The sequence below is a fragment of the Trichloromonas sp. genome, from assembly GCF_041583255.1.
Lineage (GTDB): Bacteria > Desulfobacterota > Desulfuromonadia > Desulfuromonadales > Trichloromonadaceae > Trichloromonas.
This window is the reverse complement of sequence record NZ_JBFHGD010000274.1, coordinates 1-3,706: the sequence shown is the minus strand read 5'-3', so window position 1 is coordinate 3,706 and position 3,706 is coordinate 1. Positions and strand designations below refer to the sequence as shown.

The 3,706-nt window shown below is 56.9% G+C and carries 2 protein-coding genes; one reads left to right on the top strand and one right to left on the bottom strand.

What is annotated here, in order from left to right; translation table 11 throughout:
- Positions 1-884: 884 nt before the first annotated feature.
- Positions 885-2,048 carry a Fic family protein gene (locus tag ABYV89_RS15445; RefSeq protein WP_432823827.1) on the top strand — a complete coding sequence of 388 codons (1,164 nt, stop codon included), beginning with the start codon at positions 885-887 and terminating at the stop codon, positions 2,046-2,048.
- 410 nt (positions 2,049-2,458) lie between these two features.
- Here the strand turns inward: ABYV89_RS15445 and ABYV89_RS15440 are convergent.
- Positions 2,459-3,706: efflux RND transporter permease subunit (locus tag ABYV89_RS15440; RefSeq protein ID WP_432823826.1), on the bottom strand; the 1,248-nt coding region annotated here is incomplete at its 5' end.

The window sequence follows — 3,706 nt, the reverse complement described above, 5'->3', positions numbered from 1 at the left end:
GGCGGTTCGATTCCGTCTCTGGGCACCAGAAAGTTCAAGGGGTTGCCTGTATTCAGGCAACCCCTTTTCTTTTCCGTGGTACATTTTTGGTACACTGGCTGCCTTTCCTTATGGACAGGCATCGGTAGTCGCCGATCAACCCTCCTCGCAGATCCTTCCTTGCAGAGCGTGCTCTGCGTCAAAAAAATCCATTTTTACGCTGAACATATCCCCCCGTAGGCACCAGTTGTTAACAGGCATGTGATTTTGACCCATCTCAACCCCTAACCAGCGCCGAACGATAACCCACCAAATTCTCGGCCAAAGTTTTGAAATAATTAGTTATATTGCTTTTTGATGAGTCAATGTTAGATGCTGATCAGGGGTCATTTTTCAATGCCGATTGACAAACATTGCGCGGAGAGTTACATGACCCAGGCCAGACCGGCTGAAATTCTTTTCGGCACCTATCGGCGTCAGATGCTGGCCTTGCCGCTTAATCTTTGATGGGAAGTGGGTTCCAACCCTGTTCAACTTTGCTGGCGTCGCAAAAAGTCCGCCTACGGCGTTACGGTGTTTTTTCAGGACCTCGACCTAACTGATGTAGGCCTTCGACCCCAAAAAAAACACCAGGCCTTGTCGGTCGAAATTTTTGCTTAGCCATCGCAAGACTTTTTGCGAATGCATCAACTTTTACTGCCGGGTTACCCGCGACTGGTGAAAAGTGCCGGAAAGATACTGTTTGACCGGCGCTTTGTTGACTTTGCCGAACCAGGAAAGTCGACATGATTTTAGCTGGAGCTAGAGATAATATTTTTAAAGATGATAAATAATATATTGATTTTATTGTATTCATGTTGTTTGATTCGAGATGTTTAGACACCGTAATGCAGAAAGAAATCGTCATGCCCGTATTTGTTCACCGTGATCTGTCACTGCTCAACCCGTCCTTCGATTCACCGCTGGTAGATGTTTTGACCGAGCTGGAACATCTGCGCCGGCTGCAACTGCGCGGTACGACCCCGAGCCCGGTCTTTTTTCAGCTCAAGCATATCTTTCATATGCTTGAAAGTCTCGGTTCTGCCCGCATCGAAGGTAACCACACCACCTTGGCCGACTACGTCGAGAGTAAGCTGGAGGGCGTCCGACAGGCCCCTTCCGACCAGCTTCGCGAAATGGAAAACATCGAAGCTGCCATGGCCTATGTCGAGGAGAGCATACAGCCTGATAACGGGCTGACGGAACACTTTATTCGCGACTTGCACGCCATCACGGTCAAGGGACTGGTACGGGAAGGGGATGCCACGCCGGGCGCTTATCGGCAGAAGCCGGTGAAGATAGCGCAGTCCGATCACTTGCCCCCCGAGGCTATCCAGGTGCCGCACTACATGCAGGAATTGGTGGCGTTCATCAATCAGAACGATCCGCCGAAGTACGCTCTGATCAAGGTGTCGCTGGCGCACCATCGTTTTGGCTGGATACACCCGTTCAGTAACGGCAATGGTCGTGTGGTCAGGCTGCTGACCTACGCCCTGATGATCAAGTACGGCTTTAATGTCAAGGCTGGCGGCAGAGTCCTCAATCCGACATCGGTTTTTTGCAATGATCGTGACCATTATTACACCATGCTGGCCCGCGCCGATACCGGCACCCCTGAAGGGCTGGAAGCGTGGTGCATTTATGTGCTGCAAGGCATCCTGGACGAATTGCGCAAGGTGGATCGACTGACCGATTTCGAATATTTGCGCGACAGGATTCTTGCCCCTGCGCTGGCTTATGCGAAGGAAAGAGAGCTCATCACGGCGCAGGAAGAGCGGATGTTGCAGATTGCGGCAATAAAAGGCGTGGCCAAGGCCGCCGACCTGGCGACGGCGATGTCCGATCTGTCACCCGCCCAGCGAACCTATCAGATCAAGAAGTTAGTGGAGCGGAAGATGTTGCAGCCGATCAAGGAAGGGGCACGACAATACACTATCGCTTTCAGTAATAACTACCTGATTCGTGGCATTATCCTCGCGCTGTCAAACGAAGGCTTCATTCCGGCCAGCCTGAACCGGGCTGATAACTGATCGCGGGCAACGAAATCTGACATCAATAAGAGATCCTGTGAATCCAGTGCCGGGAGCCGTGGAGTTTGGCCAAGATAAATCATTGATATCATAGGCCTATATGGGGAAAGTCAGGCCGCTAAGCGAGGTTCCCACCTCAGGCTTCCATGATCCCGGATTGAGTAAGCCCCAGCCAGCCGAAGCAGGATTGATTAAAACACCGAAGAGAACAACGGCCTTGTCGCTTGGACATGATGATCCGGGCGCTTGCGACTTGAAATGGTGGTTTCATCCTCTTTGCCTCACGACTGCCCGCCCCCTGAGCGCTCTGGTTTGAAACCATTGTGCTGGTCCGGCGGATCCCGAAATCCTGCATAAATAGGGCCCGGAGCGTCATTCCGGGCCTTGTTTGTTTGTGCGTCGGGAGTTGCTCAGGCCGTATGAGGGGGCTTTTCGCCGGCCCGGGCGCGGGAATGGTCGCGGGCGACCAGCATGTAGATCGAGGGGATGACGAACAGGGTGAAGAGGGTGCCGACGGCCATGCCGCCGACCAGCACCAGGCCGATGGAGTTTCGCGCCGCGGCGCCGGCGCCGGTGACCAGCACCAGCGGGAAGTGGCCGGCGATGGTGGCGGCGGTGGTCATCATGACCGGCCGCAGCCGGGTCAGGGTCGCCCCGCGCACGGCTTCCAGCTTGTCCTGTCCCTGTTCCTGCAGCTTGTTGGCGAACTCGACGATCAGGATCCCGTTCTTCGAGACCAGCCCGACCAGGGTGACCAGGCCGACCTGCGAGTAGATGTTGAGGGTGGTGGTCCAGCCGTGGGTCCAGAAGGGGATGTTCGGATCGGGCATTTTCAGAAAAGTGAAGATCAGCGCGCCGAACATCGCCAGCGGCACCGAGCCGGCCAGAATGACGAAGGGGTCGCGGAAGCTGTTGAACTGCGCCGCCAGCACCAGGAAAATCAGCACCACGGCGAGGGCGAAGGCGGGGACAAAGCGGTTGCCCTCGGTGCGCAGCTGGCGCGACTCGCCGGTGTAGTCGAGCACGTAGCCCTGCGGGAGGATCTTCGCCGCCTCCCCTTCGAGATAGCGCAGCGCCTCGTCGAGGGGGCGCACCGCCACGCCGCTGAGCTTGACGGCGTTGAGCTGCTGAAAGCGGTTGAGCGAGCGCGGCACGGTGGTGTTGCGCAGACTGGCGACGGTAGAGAGGGGGATCAGCCCGCCGTCGCGGCCGCTGATGTAGATGTGCTGCAGCTGCTCGGGGTTGAGGCGGTCGACCCGCTGGATCTGGGGGATGACCTTGTAGCTGCGGCCGGCGATGTCGAAGCGGTTGACGAAATTGCCGCCGACCATCGAGCCGATATCCAGGCCGACCTGCTCCAGGCTGAGGCCGAGGTCGGCCACCTTGTCGCGGTCGATGACGAACTCGCTCTGCGGCTGGTCGATTTTCACATCGATGATCGGCGGAAAGGCGAACATCCCGCTGCCCATGGCCTTGAACTGGATCTGGCGGGCGAAGTCGAGAATCTGCTCCGGCTCGGCGGTGGAGGCGATGACAAATTCGACCGGGAACTGGCCGCCGCCGGGGAGCGCCGGCGGGGTCACCGGAAAGAGCTGGATGCCGGGGATGGCGTGCAGCTTCTGCTGCACCTCGGGGAGGATCTGAAAGACGGTGCGCTC